We start from the raw sequence: 16807 nt of genomic DNA, 5'->3' as shown, positions 1-16807 counted from the left end.
TGCTGCCAGCGAAACCCTGCCGATGAATGACAAACCGCGCGTCTGGATTTCCCGGCCCACCTTTCCCGGCATCGTTGCCCGGCTCGAACCTCACTTCGAGGTGACGGCCGAGCCGGACGAAGTGTCGTTCAGCCGTGGCGAACTTACGGCCAGGCTGGCCGGGCAGGATGCCGCGATCGTCGGTTTGAAGGAGCGCATCGGCGCGGCGGAAATCGCCGGCGCGACACGGCTGCGCATCGTCGCCAACCTCAGCGTCGGCTACGACAACCTCGATCTGGATGCGCTGAGCGCTGCGGGCATCGCCGTCTCCAATACCGCCGACGTGCTCAACGAGAGCGTCGCCGACTACGCATGGGCGCTGATGCTGGGCGTGGCGCGGCGAATGGGCGCGGCCGAACGCTGGCTGCGTGCGGGACACTGGCATGCCACCGAGTTCAAGGCGTGGCTGGGCATGGACGTGCGTGGTCGCACGCTGGGCATTCTCGGCATGGGGCGCATCGGCCAGGCCATCGCGCGCCGTGCGGTCGGCTTCGGCATGCCGGTGCTGTACCACAACCGCTCGCCGCTGCCTGCGGCAACCGAACGCGCCTGCAACGCGCGCTACGTCGACAAGCAGCAGCTGTTGCGCGAGTCCGATTTCCTGATCCTGGTGCTGCCATTGACCACCCAGACCCGGCACGCGATCGGTGCGCCCGAGCTGGCGCTCATGAAGCCGACCGCCATTTTGCTGAACGTGGCCCGCGGCGGCATCGTGGACGACGCCGCGCTGGCCGTGGCGCTGCGCGAGCGGCGCCTGGCCGGTGCCGGGCTGGATGTGTTCGAGGGCGAACCGACGGTGCATCCGGGCCTGCTCGCACTGGACAACGTCGTGCTGAGCCCGCATATCGCCAGTGCCACGACCGAAACGCGCCGCGCCATGACCTCGGTGGCGGTCGACAATGTCCTGGCCATGTTCGGCCACGGCCCGCATGCCGGGCGCCCCCCCAATATCCTCAACCCGAACGTGCTGTGAGCGGCACGATCCCCCATCCCTGAGCAAATCACCCCATGAGTCAGAAGAGCAGTTACAAAGTCGCCATGGTCGGCGCCACCGGCGCCGTCGGGGAGGCGTTGCTGGCCATCCTCGCCGAGCGAGATTTCCCGGTCAGCGAGCTGGTGCCGCTGGCCAGCGAGCGCTCGGCCGGAGGGAAGGTCACGTTCGCCGGCCAGGAGGTCGCGGTGCAGTTGCTGGACACCTATGACTTCGAGGGCGTCGACATCGCGTTCTTCTCGGCCGGCGGCTCGGTCAGCCGCGAGCACGCGCCGCGTGCAGCGGCGGCCGGTGCGGTGGTGATCGACAACACCTCGGAGTTCCGTTACCAGGACGACATTCCGCTGGTGATCAGCGAGGTCAATCCGCACGCGATCGCGCAATACACCAACCGCGGCATCATCGCGAATCCCAACTGCTCGACCATGCAGATGCTGGTGGCGCTGGCGCCGATCCATCGGGCGGTGCAGATCGAGCGGATCAATGTGGCCACTTACCAGTCGGTATCCGGTGCTGGCCGCACCGGCATGGAGGAACTCGGCAGGCAGACCGCGGCACTGCTGAACTTCCAAAGCGTGGAGCCGGGCAAGAAATTTCCCGCGCAGATCGCGTTCAATGTGATTCCGCAGATCGATGACTTCCAGCCGAACGGCTACACGAAAGAAGAGATGAAGCTGGTGTGGGAAACCCGCAAGATCCTCGAGGACGAGTCGATCCAGGTCAATCCGACCGCGGTGCGCGTGCCGGTGTTCTATGGCCACTCCGAGGCCGTGCACATCGAAACCAGCGACAAGATCACCGCCGAACAGGCCCGCGAACTGCTGCGGCAGGCTCCGGGCGTGGTGCTGGTGGACGAGCGCAAGGCGGGCGGCTATCCGACCCCGGTGGGCGAGGCGGCCGGCACCGATGCGGTGTACGTCGGGCGCATTCGCGAGGACATCTCCCACGAACGCGGACTCGACCTGTGGATCGTGTCGGACAACATCCGCAAGGGCGCGGCGTTGAATGCCGTGCAGATCGCCGAACTGTTGATCGAGGACTATCTCTGACGATGCGCTGTCTGCAACTCATCGGTTTGGCTGGCTTTATCGTGGCCTCGGCGGTCTGGGCTCGCCCTGGCCCGTCGGAGCCGGAGCGCGTCGTGTCGGCGGCACCATTGCCGTCCGCGCTCCATCAAAGCGTCGCCAGGCACCGGGCCGAGGTACGACGGCTGGAGCGGGATCTGGCCAGGCAGGAGTCGGACAGCAAGCAGGCCAGCAGGCGCTTGCAGCAGCAGGATCAGGCCATCGCCGAACTTCAGAAACAGCTGCACGAGCTGCAGGTTGCGGCACCGGCTGACCGGCATTGAAACCGCTGTTGCGGTGAGAACACACCGCAGCAATGCATTGCAAGTATTCGCCGCAGCTATTGTTGATTGGCCTGCATATAACTAAAGTGGCACTTCGTTTGCCGCTGTAGCCGCCACGGCGGCGACATCACAAGAGTTGCGCCAGGATCGTTCGGGGGAACACGCATGAATCGTTCGTTGAAGTTGTCGATGCTGATGGCACTGGCACTGGGTACCAGCCAGGCCATCGCATTGGATCTTGGCCAGATCCAGGTCAAGTCGGCGCTGGGGCAGCCCCTGCTGGCGGAAATTCCCGTGCATCCGGCCAACCCGGCGGAACTGCAGAATCTCACCGTCCGGCTGGCCTCCAGCGAGGAATTTGCCCGCGCCGGCATCGTCGGCGGACGCACGGTCATTCCCCTGCATTTCAGCGTGGCCAACGCCGCTGGCGGAAGGGTCATTCGCATCACCAGCAGTGAGCCGGTGGACGATCCCTATCTCGACCTGCTGCTCGAAGTGAACAGCAACGCCGGCAGGAGCGTGCGCGAGTTCGCCATCCTGCTTGACCCGGCCAGCGCAGCGGCCGTCGCCGCCGCGCCGGCGCAGCGGCCGGCGGCGCCAGTGCGGCCAGCACCATCGCAGCCGGCAACGCCGCGCGTCGCCGCGGCTCCCAGGGCTGCGCCGATCAGCAACGGCCAGTACGGTCCGGTTGCGCGGGGCCAGACCCTGTCATCGATCGCCCGCAGCGCCGCACCGGCCGGGGTGGACGCCCGGCAGATGATGCTGGCGTTGAAGCAGGCCAACCCGGACGCGTTCTACCGCGACAACATCAACGCGCTGAAGAGCGGTGCGATTCTCCGTGTGCCGACCTCCGCCGAAGCGCAGGCCATGACCATCGCCGCGGCGATGGCCGAAGTGCGCCGGCAGAACAGCGACTGGCGCGCCGGAACTCCCGGCACGCCCGCGGTCGTGGCCGATACGGCAACTCGAGCATCCGCTTCCAGTGCGCCCAGCGGCACGGCCAGCGGCGCTGGTGATCGGCTAGCCCTGGTGCAGGCGAAGGACAGCAAGAACGCAGGCGGTCCGGGCAGTAGCGCCGCCAGCAAGGATGACAAGGCCGCCGCCGGCCTCCGCCAGGATCTGCTGCGCAACCAGGAAAGCCTGGCCAGCCTGCAGCAGCAGAGTACCGAGCTGAAGACCCGCCTGAAGGATATGGCGGACATCAACAGCAAGAACGAACACCTGCTGTCGCTGAAGGACAGCGAGATCGCCGACCTGCAGGCCAAGCTGGCTGCGGCGCGCAAATCCGCCGGCCTTCCGGCGGTCACGCCGGCAGCTGCGCCGGCCCCGTCCTCGGCCGCCAGCGCGCAGAAGCCCGCTGCAGCGGAAACCCGCATGGAAACCGCCACGGCCAGCACCGTGGCCATGGCGAATCCGACGCCTGCCGGCGCAACTTCCAGCGTCGTCGCCACTACCACTCCTGCGGCAGCCTCCAGCATCGCTTCCGCGGCCAGCACGTCGGCGCCGGGCGCCGCTGCAGTGGCCCCGGCGCGGGCCAAACCTGTTGCCAAGCCGGTCACCGGGGCCGCGGCGGCCGCGGCAGACGAACAGCCCTGGTACATGCAGACGTGGGCCTGGGGCGCGGGTGCCGCAGCGATCGCGCTGCTGGTGTTGCTGGCGCTGCTCGGCCGTCGCCGCAAGCCGGCTGCCGGGTCGTCGAAGAGCGCTTCCTCGCTGGCCGATCGCTTTGGCTCGGCGCCGTCGGCGGGGAAGGATCTGATCGACGGCGAGGATGTCGATCAGGAGGAGCTGCTGGACCAGCTGGCCGAGCATCCGGACGACATCGGGCTGCATCTGGAGCTGGTCACGCTGTACTACTCGCGGCGCGATGTTGAGCACTTCGAGGCGGCTGCCGAAGCGATGCATGCCCACATCACCGACCCGCAGCAGGACGAGTGGCAGGACGTGATGCACATGGGCGAGGATCTGGTGCCCGGCCATCCGCTGTTCGATCACCACGCCGAGCCGCCGGTGCACGATGAGGCCGAAGCCCATCGCGAATTCGACATCGACGACTATGCGGACGAGCGTGATGCGCCCACCGCGGTGTCGGCGATGCCGCCGCTGCCGCCGGGTGCGCCCAAGAAGGTCAGCGAGTACAACTTCAATTTCGACCTCACCAAGCCGACGGGCGCCGAGCCGCCGCATCTGCCACCGGCGGCGGACGATGCCACCGTCGTGGCACCGCTGGCCGCAGCGGCGGAGGCCAAGGCGCCACCTGCCACCGAAACAAGCTGGCATTTCGACGATGCGGAAAGCATGCACCCGGCTGACGGGCACGATGTCGAAGAATTCAACGATGATCCGATCGACACCAAGCTCGACCTTGCCCGCGCCTATCTCGACATGGGCGATGCCGACGGCGCGCGCGCCATGCTGGGCGAGGTGATGAAGGAAGGCAGCCAGATGCAGCGGGACACCGCCAAGCGCCTGCTGGACAATCTGCACTGATCGGCGTGACTCAGCCTGCAACGAAGTCGGGCCGGCCTTGCCGGCCCGACTTCGTTGCAGGCTGCTAATCTTCGTCATCTTTCATCGAGCTTTTGCACCACTTCATGCGTATCGCCCTGGGCATCGAATACGACGGCACCGATTTCTTCGGCTGGCAGCGGCTGACGCAGGGCCCCAGCGTGCAGGCCAAGCTGGAGCAGGCGTTGTCACGGGTCGCCGCGCATCCGGTCGAGGTCAGCTGTGCCGGGCGCACGGACGCCGGGGTGCATGGCCGCTGCCAGGTCGTGCACTTCGACACGGAGGCGCGCCGCGACATGCGCGGCTGGATTCTCGGCGCCTGTTCCAACTTGCCTGCCAGCGTGGCGGTACTGTGGGCGCGTCCGGTACTGGAGAGCTTCCACGCGCGCTATGCGGCGCGCAGTCGGCGCTATCGTTACCGCATCCTCAACCGCCCCGTGCGCGCGGCACTGGACGCACGCTACGTGACCTGGGAGCGCCTGCCGCTGGATGCCGAGCGCATGCATACGGCTGCGCAGGCGTTGCTTGGCGAGCACGACTTCAGCGCGTTCCGTGCGTTGTCGTGCCAGGCTGCGCACCCGCGCCGCACGATTCTCGCGGTGAGCGTGCGGCGCGAGGGCGAACAGGTCTTCGTCGACGTCGAGGCAAATGCTTTCCTGCATCACATGGTGCGCAATATCGTCGGCTCCCTGCTGATGATCGGCCGTCACGAACAATCCGTCGAATGGATGGCCGAGTTGCTGGCCGGTTGCGATCGCCAGGTGGCTGGCCCGACGGCAGCGGCTTCGGGCCTGACCTTCGTCGGGCCGCGCTACGAGGCGCACTGGGGTCTGCCGCAGGACGTCTGCCTGCCCGGGGCCGACCCATGACCCGCATCAAATGCTGCGGCATGACCCGCGTGGAGGACGCACTGCTCGCTGCGCACCTCGGCGCCGACGCCATCGGGCTGGTGTTCACCGCGCGCAGCAAACGTCAGGTGACGATTGAGCGGGCGCGGGAGATCGTCGCGGCGCTGCCGCCGCTTGTCAGCACGGTCGCGTTGTTCATGGACGACGAGGCCAGTCTGGTGCGGCAGGTTCTTGAGGAAGTGCGGCCGGACCTGCTGCAGTTCCACGGCAGCGAGAAAGACGCCTGGTGCGTGCAGTTTGGCCGTCCATTCATGAAAGCCATCGCGATGGGCGAGGGTGCCGCCGCGTTGCCGCGACTGCGCGATTATCCGCATGCCGCTGGTCTGCTGCTCGATGGCCATGGTTACGGCGAAGCGGGCGGCAGCGGAAAGGCCTTCGACTGGTCGCTGCTGCCTGCGGGGCTGGCACAGCCGGTCATGCTGGCCGGTGGCCTGAGTCCGGAAAACGTCGCCGACGCGGTGCGCGCGATACGCCCATGGGCGGTGGACGTGGCCAGCGGGGTCGAGTCGGCACCCGGCATCAAGGATCCGGACAAGCTCGCAGCTTTCATCCATGCCGTGCGGGCGACGGACGCGGCATGACGAGTACGCCGTCCGCGATCGAGGAGTACGACGATGCGAGCCAGCCCATCGGGCTTGCCGACATCGTCGGTCGCGATCGGCCACTGGTGATCCGCGGCCTGTGCCGGGACTGGCCGCTGGTGAAACTCGCCGCCCAGTCGGATACCGCGTTTGCCCGCGGGCTGGCCGCGCTCGACAACGGCACCGAGGTTGACGCGCTGCTGATGTCGCCCGGGGAAGACGGCGTCATCGGCTACAACGCCGGTTTCGACGGGTTCAATTACGAGCACCACCGCGTCTCGATCACCCAAGGCCTGAAACGGCTGGCGCAGTACAGCCGCCAGGATAATCCGCCTGGGCTGGCGATGCAGAGTGCACCGGTTTCCGCGTGCCTGCCCGGACTGCTGGACAACCACGTCATCCCGTTTCTCGATCCCGTCATCCAGCCGCGCATATGGATCGGGAACAAGGTGACCACCCCTGCCCACTTCGACGAATACCGCAATGTTGCCTGCGTGGTTTGCGGCGTGAGGCGCTTTACGCTTTTTGCGCCCGACCAGGCCCCCAACCTGTATGTGGGGCCACTGGATTTCGCGCCGACCGGCGCCGCCATCAGCATCGCCCGGCTCGACCGCCCCGACGACCAACGGTTCCCGCGACTGAAGCTGGCGCTGGCCCAGGCGCAGGTGGCCGAGTTGCAGCCGGGCGACGCGATCTACATTCCACCGATGTGGTGGCATCACGTCGAGTCGCTTCAACGGATCAATGCGCTGGTGAACTACTGGTGGAAGCCCATGCCGGCCGCCGGTTATGCGCCGGAAACCGCGATGGGATGCCTGCTGCATTGCATCCTCACGTTCAGGTCGCTGCCGCCGGCGGAGCGCGCCGCCTGGAAAGGACTGCTGGATCACTATGTCTTTGACGGGGCGGATCCCGCCGCGCACATTCCTGCCGGGCGTCGCGGCATGCTCGGCACGCTCACTCCCGAAATGGTCGCGAAACTGCGGGAGACCATTCGGCGCTATCTGTGAGGGTGCGCGCCGGCGATGTCGTTGCGTGAGTGGCCCTGTAGGCTCGGATCATGATTTCCCCGACGCCGGGATGCCGCTAAGATGGCTGCTTGCCGCAGTGCGGCATACGTTTTTTGCAGGAGCGCAACCCCGCCGTGCCTGCCTTCCGGATCGAACGAGAGCATGAGCAAGATCGTGGATTTCAACGACTACCCCGATGCACAGGGCCGCTTCGGCAACTACGGCGGCAGCTACGTTGCCGAGACCCTGATGGCACCACTGGCCGAACTGACCGAAGCGTACCTCCGCCTCCGCGATGATCCGCAATTCATCGCCGAACTCGATCGCGACCTGAAGCATTACGTCGGCCGGCCCAGCCCGATCTATCACGCCGAGCGGCTGTCGAAGCACGTCGGCGGCGCACGCATCCTGTTCAAGCGCGAGGACCTGAACCACACCGGCGCGCACAAGATCAACAATACGGTCGGCCAGGCGCTGGTCGCCAAACGCATGGGCAAGCCGCGCATCATCGCCGAGACCGGCGCCGGACAGCATGGCGTGGCCAGTGCCACGGTGGCTGCGCGACTGGGCCTGAGGTGCGTGGTCTATATGGGCGCGGTGGACATCGAGCGGCAGAAGATCAACGTCTACCGCATGAAGCTGCTCGGCGCCGAGGTGGTGCCGGTCACCTCCGGCTCGAAGACGCTGAAGGATGCGCTGAACGAGGCGATGCGCGACTGGGTCACCAACGTCGCCGACACCTTCTACATCATCGGCACGGTGGCCGGCCCGCACCCGTATCCGCTGATGGTGCGCGACTTCAACGCCATCGTGGGGCGCGAGGCGCGCGCGCAGATGCTGGAGGAATATGGCCGCCTGCCCGACGTGCTGACCGCGTGTGTTGGCGGCGGCTCCAACGCGATCGGCCTGTTCCATGCGTTCCTCAATGACGCCGATGTGCGCATCGTCGGCGCCGAGGCGGCGGGCGAGGGCATCGCGACGGGGCATCACGCCGCCTCGCTGGCCGCCGGCCGGCCCGGCGTGCTGCACGGCAACCGCACCTACGTGCTGTGCGACGACAATGGCCAGATCACCGAAACGCATTCCATCTCCGCCGGCCTCGACTATCCGGGTGTCGGCCCCGAGCACGCGTTCCTCAAGGATGCCGGGCGCGCCGAATATGTGGGCGTGACGGACGACGAGGCGATGGAGGCCTTTCATTTGCTGGCGCGCACCGAGGGCATCCTGGCCGCGCTGGAATCCAGCCATGCCGTAGCGCAGGCGATCAAGCTGGCGCGCGGCATGCCGAAGGACGGCATCGTGTTGTGCAACCTCTCCGGTCGCGGCGACAAGGACGTGCACACGATTGCCGCGCGCGAAGGGGTCGAGGTATGAGCCGGATCGACCGTCGCTTCGCCGACCTGAAAGCGGCCGGCCGCACCGGACTGATTCCGTTCGTCACGGCTGGCGATCCGTCACCGCAGCACATGGTGGCGCTGATGCACGCGCTGGTCGATGCCGGCGCCGACCTGATCGAGCTGGGCGTGCCGTTTTCCGATCCGATGGCCGACGGCCCTGTGATCCAGCACGCCAGCGAGCGGGCGATCGCGAAAGGCGTGGGGCTCAATGAAGTGCTCGGCTGGGTTGCCGCGTTTCGCCAGCGCGATGCGGATACACCGATCGTGTTGATGGGTTACCTGAATCCGGTCGAGACCCACGGCTATGCGCGCTTTGCGCGGGAAGCCGTGCACGCCGGCGTCGACGGCGTCCTGCTGGTCGATTGCCCGCTGGAGGAAGCCGCGGTCCTGCAGCCGCTGCGCGAGGCGGGCTTGCAGCAGATCCTGCTCGCCGCGCCGACTACCGCACCTGCACGTCTGGCGCAGCTGTGCGGGGCGGCCGAAGGTTTCCTGTACTATGTTTCGTTTGCCGGCATCACCGGCGCGGCACACTTGAGCACCGGCGACATCGCTGCACGAGTGGCTGATATCCGGGGTCGCGCCAAGGCGCCGGTGGCGGTGGGCTTTGGCATCCGCGATGCGGCGAGTGCGAAGGCGATTGCCGGTTTCGCCGATGCGGTGGTCATCGGCAGCGCGCTGGTGGAGCGCTTGGCCGGGGCAACGGAAGCCGAGGACATGATCGTGCGGGTACGCGGGTTTCTCGCGCCGATCCGCGCCGCGCTCGACGCGCATTGAGAACACGTGCTGCCTGAAGGTGGCGTACTCACGAACAGTCAGGATGATGCGATGAATTGGCTGCAGAAAATCATGAATCCGCGCACCCGCCCGCAAAATCCGAACGGCGGCAAGGGCTCGGTACCCGAGGGTGTGTGGGAGAAGTGCGGCGGTTGCGGCACCGTGCTGTACAAGCCGGAGCTCGAGCGCAACCTGATGGTCTGTCCGAAGTGCGGTCATCATCACTACATCAGCGCGCGCGTGCGGCTCGACGCGCTGCTCGACGAGGGCTCCGCGCAGGAGCTGTGGGCCAGCCTGGAGCCCACCGACCCATTGAAATTCCGTGATACGAAGAAGTACCGCGACCGCATCACCGCAACCCAGAAGAAGCTTGGCGAGAAGGACGCGATGGTCGCCATGAGCGGCAAGCTCAAGGGCCGCCCGCTGATGGCGGTGGCGTTCGAGTTCGCCTACATGGGTGGCTCGATGGGCTCGGTGGTCGGCGAGAAGTTCGCGCGTGCCGCCGAGCGCGCGCTGGCCGACAGGAGCGCCCTGGTGTGCTTCTCCGCCACCGGCGGCGCGCGCATGCAGGAGGCATTGTTCTCGTTGATGCAGATGGCCAAGACCTCGGCCGCGCTGGCGCGCCTGCGCGATGCCGGCGTGCCGTACATCAGCGTGCTGACCAACCCGACTACCGGTGGCGTATCCGCCAGCCTGGCGATGCTGGGCGATATCAATATCGGCGAGCCGAAGGCGCTGATCGGCTTTGCCGGCCCCCGGGTGATCGAGCAGACCGTGCGCGAGACCCTGCCTGAAGGCTTCCAGCGTTCGGAGTTCCTGGTCGACCACGGGGCGATCGACCTGATCGTCGATCGCCGCGAGATGCGCGACAAACTGGCCGACCTGTTGGGCATCCTGATGAAGACGTCGCGCGCTGCCTGATCTGGGCTTTGCAGCGAAACGATGCCGCCGTGAGGCGGCATCGTTGTTTTCATCGGAGAGTTTTCCACAGCAGTTGTGGAAGCGTTCCGGTAAAGCCTGTGGACAAGCCCCGTTTGCGGCTTGCCCATCAGGTACTTGCTACGCGCTGGTCATGGATTGCGCACGACGATTTCGTCCGTGCGCGAACCTGATCGTCGTCGACACCTTGGACTTTTCCACAGTCGTTGTGGAGTACGGCCGGTAAGGCCTGTGGACAAGTGGGCTATCTGACTGACCGCAAAGGGGCTTGTGACGGCGTGCGCAGACGCTGCCCAAGGCTGTCCCGGAGTCGGCAACTCAAATCGGCGACGAGGCGAGCCACAGCGACGCCGTACCAAGGCCGCTGCCGATGGCGATCGCTGCCGCTACGTCACTGGGATAGTGCAACCCCAGGATCACCCGCGAGGCGGCGACCAGGGTGGTGAAGGGCAGCAGCAGCGGAGCGAGCGATGGATACCACGCCAGCGCCACGATGCTGAAGCTTACTGCCTGCAGGGTATGACCCGAGGGGAAACTGAATTCATCCAGTGGCGGCACGTGGGCGGTCACGCCGGGGCAGACGCGATAGGGGCGCGGGCGGCGCGTCCAGCGCTTGAGCAGACGATAGAGCAGCAGCGCGGCGAGTCCGGTGGCGGCCATGTGCACGGCAGCGAGCAGCCCGCGGTGGCCGCCGAGCAACGCCATGACCGTCATCAGCGCGTACCAGAACATGCCATCGCCGAGTCGGCTGATGACACCGAAAAACAGGCCGACCAGTCGACGGGTTCCCCAGCGATTGGCCAGCACGCAGACACGGCCGTCCAGGGCGAACCGTGGTCCGGGCGAAAGCTCAGGCGTGGACGGCGAGGCTTGCGTGCTCATGCAGGTTTTCCTGGGCCATCTCGCGCAGCAGGGTTTCGAAATCGCGGATGACCGCGTCCGGCGAAAGTCCTGCCATCTGGACATGGGCTGCTCGGCCCATGTGCCGGATCAGACCCGGGTTGCTGGCCAGGCGAGCCGCCGCGTCGATGAATGCCTCCGCGTTGCCCGATTCGATGCAGTAGCCGTTGACGCCGTCCACGAGATGTTCGCGTGCGGCGCCTTCGGCATACGCCACCACCGGCAGGCCAGCGGCCATGGCTTCGATGATTACGTTGCCAAAGGTCTCGCTGAGGCTGGGGAACAGGAACAAGTCGGCGCTGGCGTAGTGACGTGCCAGCATCGCGCCGCGTTGCACGCCAGCAAAGATGAAATCCGGATGCGCCGCTTCCAGCGCCGCGCGTGCGGGACCGTCGCCCACCCAGACATAGCGCGCCCGGGGAACACGTTGCTGGATGGCACGGAACGCCTGGACCGTCAGTTCGAGATTCTTTTCGGGCGCCAGGCGCCCCACGTAAAGCACTACCGGCGTGGCGGCATCGACACCCCAGGCGGCGCGCATATCGTCATCGCGATGGCGCGGATGGAAGAGCTGCGTATCAACCGCGCGACGCAACAGCTGCGCATTGGATATGCCCATGTCATGCAACTCCCGTGCAAATGTTTCGGTCGGCACCAGGGTCGCCGCTGCGCGCTGATGAAAGCGGCGCAGATAGCCGCGCACCAACGGCGCAAGCAGGCCCATGCCGTAGTGATCGGCGTAATGGTCGAAGCGGGTATGAAAGCCGCTGACAAGCGGGATACCCAGTCGCCTGGCAGCACGCATCGCGGACCAGCCCAACGGACCTTCGGTGGCGACGTAGATGGCCTCGGGGCGCTGCCGCGACCAATGCCGATGCAGCGCGCGAACAGCCGGCAGGCCGAAGCGCAAGCCGGGGTAGCGGGGCAGGGCGGCACCGCGCATGTGCAGCACGTCGACGCCCGGTTCATCGTGATGGGGTTCGGCTTGCCGTGGCCGAATCAGATCCACGCTATGGCCGCGGCTGGCCAGGCCGGCGGCCAGGCTGTGCACAGTCAGTGCGACGCCATTGATTTCCGGGGGATAGGTTTCGGTGACGATGCCGATGCGCATGAGCTTACCCGTGCTGGCTTGGCCCAGCTTGGTCCGAAGGGGTTGCGGCGGCATGGCGGGTGTGTGACGTTGCAGTGACGTCGGGAAGTTCGATGGGTGGTCCTCGGACCGTGCGCGCGCCTACACTGGCGGGACCTTGTCCCAGTGGAGACTGTTGATGAAGCCCATCCTGCTCGCTCTTGCACTGACCGCATTCGCCGGCACCGCGATCGCCACCGACGCCTCTACCCTGCCGGCCACCAAGGCCGCCCCTGGCGCCGAGGTCTACATCGTTTCACCCAGTGACGGCGCCACCGTGGGGCAGCACGTGGTCGTGCGCTTCGGCCTCAAGGGCATGGGTGTGGCGCCTGCTGGCGTGGTCAAGGAAAACACAGGCCACCATCACCTGCTGGTTGACGTGAAGCAGCTGCCACTGGCCGGCCAGCCGATCGCCAAGGACGACAACCACATCCACTTCGGCGGTGGTCAGACCGAGACCACGCTCACGCTCAAGCCTGGCATGCACACCTTGCAACTGGAGCTGGGTGACGCCAATCACGTCCCGTTCGACCCGGCGGTGGTGTCGAAGAAGATCACCATCCACGTGAAGTGAGAATCGCGTAAGGAAGTCAGTGGCCGAGATAGACCGATACGCCAAGATTGCCCTGCCACTCGGCAGCGGTTCCGCCCAGGCGATGATCGAAACCCGCATCGAACTGCACGCGCGGGTTGACCATCCAGGTCAGCCCGGCGCCTGCAACGGTGCCGCTGGCCTGGCCCGTCGAATGCAGCAAGGCGGCTTCTGTGTAGAGGGTCAGGGTTCGGGTCAGCGTGAAGTTGTCGCTGAATGCCATCGTGGTGCTGTCCTGGCCGCCGCGGCGCACTTCCTCTAAATAGGCGCCCAGTGAGTTGCGCTGGTTCGCCTGCAGATTGAACTGCGCGCCGAGCAGATACTGCCGCTGGTCGCTGCGGAAATCCTTCGCACCATCGGTGAATTCGACACTGCCCAGCAAGCCCCAGCTGAAGGCCTTGCCCGCCGAGGGCAGGGCGAGTTTCAGGCCCAGCCGGGTATCGCCGTGGCCGCGGCTGCGGAAGTGGATGCCATCGGCGCTTTGTCGAAGATCATTCCATGGCGAACTGCCCAGTTGCAGCTCCACCGGGCCGCCGATGCCGAGACGCAGCAGGCTGTCGGCGCTGTACTGCGAGCTGACCGCACCCCCTCCGCTGTCGCGGCTCCAGTCCGGCAGCCCCAGTTCGATCGTCATCTCACCAGCAGCCAGTGCGAGCGGCGTGAAGCCATAGCCGGGGCGGTCGTAGCCGGGGTTGTCCGCCAGTGCCGGCAGGGCGACGCCGAACCAGGCCCACAGCAGCGCGACAAGCGAGCGGGATACGCGGCGCGCCGGTTTCGCCATGGCTCGGTTGCTGTATCGGCTAAAATCCATGACTTGCCCCCGCATCTTTTGAAGATCCCATGACCGTCCGCACCCGCTTCGCTCCCAGCCCCACCGGTTTCCTGCATATCGGCGGCGCCCGCACCGCACTCTACTGCTGGCTGGAATCGCGCCGTCGCGGCGGCGAATTCATCCTGCGCATCGAGGATACCGATCGCGAGCGCTCGACCGATGCCGCAGTGCAGGCGATTCTCGATGCCATGCACTGGCTCGGTCTGGATGCCGATGAAGGTCCGTTCTACCAGACCCGGCGGCTGGATCGTTACAAGCAGGTAGCCGATGAACTGGTTGCTGCCGGCAAGGCGTACTACGCCTACGAAAGCAAGGCCGAGATCGAGGCCATGCGCGAGGCCGCGATGGCGAAGGGCGAGAAGCCGCGCTACAACGGTTACTACCGCGACCGCAACGAGCCCTTTCGTGAAGATCCCAATCGCGTGATCCGATTCCGCAATCCGAGCGAAGGCTCGGTGGTGTTCGACGACAAGGTCAAGGGCCGCATCGAATGGGCGAACAACGAGCTGGACGATCTGGTGATCTTCCGTTCCGACGGCTGGCCGACCTACAACTTCGCCGTGGTGGTCGACGATATCGACATGGGCATCACTGAAGTTATCCGCGGCGACGACCATGTCAACAACACGCCGCGGCAGATCAACATCTATCACGCGCTGGGGGCCAAGGTGCCGGAGTTCGCGCACCTGCCGATGATCCTCGACAAGGAAGGCAAGAAGCTGTCCAAGCGCACCAGTGCGGTCAGCGTGATGGAGTATCGCGACGACGGCTACCTGCCGCATGCGCTGCTCAACTATCTGGTGCGGCTTGGCTGGTCGCATGGCGACCAGGAGATATTCTCTCGCGAAGAGATGATCGCGCTGTTCGACATCGCCGACGTCAACAAGGCCGCTTCGCGCTTCGATACGGAAAAGCTGGCGTGGCTCAATCAGCATTACCTGAAGACCGACGAACCGCAGTCGCTGGCGCCGGAGTTCGCCTGGCATCTGGCGCGTGCGGGCGTGGACACGTCGCATGGTCCGGCACCGGCCGATGTCATCGTGGCGTTGCGCGATCGCGTGCATACGTTCAAGGAAATGGTCGAGAAGGCCATGATCTGGTATGCGCCGATTGCCGAATGGGATGACAAGGCGGTCGCCAAGCATCTGAAGAACGACAGCGCGGTGGCCGTGCTCGAGGCGGCGAAGCCGCTGCTGGCCGGGTGCGAGTGGCGGCCGGAGCCGATCCATCGGGTGATCGAGCAGGTGGCTGCCACGCTCGCACTGGGCATGGGCAAGATCGCCCAGCCGCTGCGGGTGGCGATGACCGGCACGCAGGTCTCGCCGTCGATCGATCACACGATCTATCTGGCTGGCCGCGTCGAAGCGCTCAAGCGCATCGATGACGCGATCGTCATGGCACTCGGTTGATTCTCACCATGTCGCTGACGGACTGACGTCGGCATGGACGAATGGCTGGCCGGGGCTACCCAGGGCATCGACCTCGATGCGCCGGGGGCGTTCTGGCACGTCTTCTTCAACTTGTTGAATACGGTGCCGTGGGCAGCCATGTTCTGGTGGAACCTGTTGTTCGTGGCGGTCGGCGCGTTGCTGGGCCGTTGGCGAGGCCGGTTGCCGGAAGGCATCATGTGGGCAGCGGTGCTGGGTCCGATCGGCTGGATCGTGATCCTGTTGAAGCCCCGCCAGCTGCCACGCTCGAAGCCGCCGCCGTTGCCCCGTTGAGCCCCGCCGGCTCGCCAGAAGGCAGCGGTGTATGATCAAAGAGAGGTATGTCCCTTGAGCCACGACGCCACCGACAATCTGCATACGCACCCCAAGCACCACCACGATGCCAGGGGCTTTGTGCGTGCGGTGGAACATGCCAGCGAAGAGCGCGGCCTGCGGCTGACCCCGCTGCGCAAGGAAGTGTTGGAGCTCATCGCGGCCGCGCACAAACCGGTCAAGGCGTATGACCTCCTTGACCAGCTGCGCGAGAAGCACGGCAACGCTGCACCGCCTACGGTCTATCGCGCGCTCGATTTCCTCCTGGAAAACGGTTTCATCCACAAGCTGGAATCGATCAATGCATTCGTCTCCTGCCATCACCCGGCGGAGGCGCATCAGGTTCCATTCCTGATCTGCGATACCTGCTCAAGTGCGCAGGAAGTCTGCGATGAGCGGGTGGCCGAGCTGATCGAGGCGCAGGCCCGGGTGCTGGGCTTCCGGCCGCAGGCACAGACGCTGGAAGTGCACGGCACCTGCAAGCATTGCAGCAAGGCCTGAACAGCGCGTTTTCCCGGTGTGGCTTCGTCGAGTGTTATAAAGTAACATGATCGCCAACGGCATAAAGTCGCCACCTCTGGCGCCGCCGGGGCAGACTGATGGATTCCGAGCAGGCGAGCAAATCCCGCGCGTGGCGAGTGGCCGATCGCATCGGTGCGACAGCCTCGTTCCTGTGCGCGGTCCATTGCGCGCTGCTGCCCTTCGTGCTCGTGCTGTTGCCGGTCGTGGGGCTGGAGTTTCTGGCCGACCAACGCTTCGAACGTGGCTTCGTGTTGTTCGCCTGCGCGTTGGCGCTGGTGGCGCTGATCCGCGGCTTCCGCCGCCATCAGCGTCCGTTGCCGTTGCTGCTTGCGGTCCCGGGGCTGGTCTTGCTGTTGCTCGGCGTCACTTTTGCCGAAGGCTATTCGGTGATGCTGCATAGCGTGCTGGTGACCTGCGGCGGCCTGTTGCTGGCCAGCGCGCATTTCGTCAATCTGCGCCGGGACAGCAGCCACGGCGACGACCACGTGCACGGCGCGCAATGCGCGCATTGAAGGTTGCACGCATGCGGCACGTCCGGGTATCGGGTGATTGTGTAACGGCAAGCACCGTTCCTAGC

General features: G+C 66.0%; 18 protein-coding genes. 15 read left to right on the top strand and 3 right to left on the bottom strand.

Annotated elements, in window-relative coordinates; translation table 11 throughout:
• The first annotated feature begins 22 nt into the window (after nucleotides 1-22).
• The 10 genes from ACFPME_RS14310 (at nucleotide 23) to accD (ending at nucleotide 10477) form a co-directional block, all read left to right on the top strand.
• Nucleotides 23-1012 carry a 2-hydroxyacid dehydrogenase gene (locus ACFPME_RS14310; RefSeq protein WP_377306328.1) on the top strand — a complete coding sequence of 330 codons (990 nt, stop codon included), beginning with the start codon at nucleotides 23-25 and terminating at the stop codon, nucleotides 1010-1012.
• A gap of 35 nt (nucleotides 1013-1047) precedes the next feature.
• A complete protein-coding gene (locus ACFPME_RS14305; protein WP_377306327.1) occupies nucleotides 1048-2079 on the top strand; it encodes an aspartate-semialdehyde dehydrogenase in 1032 nt (343 codons plus the stop codon).
• A 2-nt stretch (nucleotides 2080-2081) separates the two neighbouring features.
• A complete protein-coding gene (locus tag ACFPME_RS14300) occupies nucleotides 2082-2378 on the top strand; it encodes a hypothetical protein (RefSeq protein ID WP_377306326.1) in 297 nt (98 codons plus the stop codon).
• Between the two features lie 165 nt (nucleotides 2379-2543).
• A complete protein-coding gene (locus tag ACFPME_RS14295) occupies nucleotides 2544-4868 on the top strand; it encodes a motility hub landmark protein FimV (protein ID WP_377306325.1) in 2325 nt (774 codons plus the stop codon).
• A 104-nt stretch (nucleotides 4869-4972) separates the two neighbouring features.
• Nucleotides 4973-5755 (top strand): tRNA pseudouridine(38-40) synthase TruA, encoded by a 783-nt coding sequence (gene truA / locus ACFPME_RS14290; RefSeq protein WP_377306324.1) that lies wholly within the window; start codon nucleotides 4973-4975, stop codon nucleotides 5753-5755.
• The gene (locus ACFPME_RS14285; protein WP_377306323.1) at nucleotides 5752-6375 is read left to right on the top strand and encodes a phosphoribosylanthranilate isomerase; all 624 of its coding nucleotides are present in this window, start codon (nucleotides 5752-5754) and stop codon (nucleotides 6373-6375) included. Before truA ends, ACFPME_RS14285 begins: the two co-directional genes overlap by 4 nt.
• Nucleotides 6372-7385, top strand: a complete 1014-nt coding sequence (locus tag ACFPME_RS14280; protein ID WP_377306322.1) for a cupin-like domain-containing protein — start codon at nucleotides 6372-6374, stop codon at nucleotides 7383-7385. The genes ACFPME_RS14285 and ACFPME_RS14280 overlap by 4 nt, the downstream gene beginning before the upstream one ends.
• Before the next feature lie 162 nt (nucleotides 7386-7547).
• On the top strand, nucleotides 7548-8759 hold the full coding sequence (trpB, locus tag ACFPME_RS14275) for a tryptophan synthase subunit beta (RefSeq protein ID WP_377306321.1): 1212 nt from the start codon (nucleotides 7548-7550) through the stop codon (nucleotides 8757-8759).
• Complete coding sequence (gene trpA, locus ACFPME_RS14270; RefSeq protein ID WP_377306320.1) at nucleotides 8756-9556, top strand: tryptophan synthase subunit alpha; 801 nt, start codon at nucleotides 8756-8758, stop codon at nucleotides 9554-9556. The genes trpB and trpA overlap by 4 nt, the downstream gene beginning before the upstream one ends.
• A gap of 51 nt (nucleotides 9557-9607) precedes the next feature.
• A complete protein-coding gene (accD, locus tag ACFPME_RS14265) occupies nucleotides 9608-10477 on the top strand; it encodes an acetyl-CoA carboxylase, carboxyltransferase subunit beta (protein WP_377306319.1) in 870 nt (289 codons plus the stop codon).
• A 336-nt stretch (nucleotides 10478-10813) separates the two neighbouring features.
• On the opposite strand, the gene ACFPME_RS14260 is transcribed toward accD, so the two are convergent.
• The gene (locus ACFPME_RS14260; RefSeq protein WP_377306318.1) at nucleotides 10814-11377 is read right to left on the bottom strand and encodes a phosphatase PAP2 family protein; all 564 of its coding nucleotides are present in this window, start codon (nucleotides 11375-11377) and stop codon (nucleotides 10814-10816) included.
• Nucleotides 11346-12506, bottom strand: a complete 1161-nt coding sequence (locus tag ACFPME_RS14255; RefSeq protein ID WP_377306317.1) for a glycosyltransferase family 4 protein — start codon at nucleotides 12504-12506, stop codon at nucleotides 11346-11348. The genes ACFPME_RS14260 and ACFPME_RS14255 overlap by 32 nt, the downstream gene beginning before the upstream one ends.
• Nucleotides 12507-12663: 157 nt before the next feature.
• On the opposite strand from ACFPME_RS14255, the gene ACFPME_RS14250 reads away from it, so the two are divergent.
• A complete protein-coding gene (locus ACFPME_RS14250) occupies nucleotides 12664-13098 on the top strand; it encodes a DUF4399 domain-containing protein (RefSeq protein ID WP_377306316.1) in 435 nt (144 codons plus the stop codon).
• Between the two features lie 16 nt (nucleotides 13099-13114).
• On the opposite strand, the gene ACFPME_RS14245 is transcribed toward ACFPME_RS14250, so the two are convergent.
• Complete coding sequence (locus tag ACFPME_RS14245; protein WP_377306315.1) at nucleotides 13115-13897, bottom strand: transporter; 783 nt, start codon at nucleotides 13895-13897, stop codon at nucleotides 13115-13117.
• Between the two features lie 59 nt (nucleotides 13898-13956).
• Here ACFPME_RS14245 and gltX point away from each other — a divergent pair, with 59 nt between their 5' ends.
• The 4 genes from gltX (at nucleotide 13957) to ACFPME_RS14225 (ending at nucleotide 16742) form a co-directional block, all read left to right on the top strand.
• Nucleotides 13957-15357: a glutamate--tRNA ligase gene (gltX, locus tag ACFPME_RS14240; RefSeq protein ID WP_377306314.1), complete on the top strand. Its 1401-nt coding sequence runs from the start codon at nucleotides 13957-13959 to the stop codon at nucleotides 15355-15357.
• Nucleotides 15358-15390: 33 nt separating this feature from the next.
• Nucleotides 15391-15669, top strand: coding sequence for a hypothetical protein (locus ACFPME_RS14235; RefSeq protein WP_377306313.1), 279 nt, complete (start codon nucleotides 15391-15393; stop codon nucleotides 15667-15669).
• 54 nt (nucleotides 15670-15723) lie between these two features.
• Entirely contained in the window at nucleotides 15724-16209 is a 486-nt protein-coding gene (locus ACFPME_RS14230) for a transcriptional repressor (protein ID WP_377306312.1), read from the top strand.
• 98 nt (nucleotides 16210-16307) lie between these two features.
• A complete protein-coding gene (locus tag ACFPME_RS14225; protein ID WP_377306311.1) occupies nucleotides 16308-16742 on the top strand; it encodes a MerC domain-containing protein in 435 nt (144 codons plus the stop codon).
• Nucleotides 16743-16807 lie beyond the last annotated feature (65 nt).

The organism is Rhodanobacter umsongensis (assembly GCF_042654965.1).
Lineage (GTDB): Bacteria > Pseudomonadota > Gammaproteobacteria > Xanthomonadales > Rhodanobacteraceae > Rhodanobacter > Rhodanobacter umsongensis.
The sequence above is the reverse complement of the archived record's forward strand: the minus strand, read 5'-3'. Positions and strand labels throughout refer to the sequence as shown.